General features: G+C 49.8%; 1 protein-coding gene. It reads left to right on the top strand.

Annotated features, from left to right (window positions below; all coding sequences use genetic code 11):
• Positions 1 to 281: sulfatase-like hydrolase/transferase (locus tag QWJ41_RS21070; RefSeq protein WP_302710443.1), on the top strand; the 281-nt coding region annotated here is incomplete at both ends.

Here is a 281-nt window from a genome sequence, read left to right on the forward strand (position 1 = left end):
TATATCTTAGCGGATGATTTAGGATATGGAGATGTTGGCTGTTATGGCCAACAGATTATCAAGACTCCCAATATAGACCGGATGGCGAAGGAGGGAATGTTGTTTACGCAGCATTATGCCGGATGTACGGTGAGTGCCCCTTCCCGTTGTTCCTTGATGACCGGATTGCATACGGGACATACGCAAGTCCGGGGAAACCGGGAGATCACGCCCGAAGGCCAACAGCCGATGCGGGAGGATACCTATACGTTGGGTAAATTAATGAAATCGGCCGGTTATAC

Origin of the sequence: Nocardioides cremeus (genome assembly GCF_030518195.1) — a bacterium.
In the GTDB taxonomy this organism is placed as follows: domain Bacteria; phylum Actinomycetota; class Actinomycetes; order Propionibacteriales; family Nocardioidaceae; genus Nocardioides; species Nocardioides cremeus.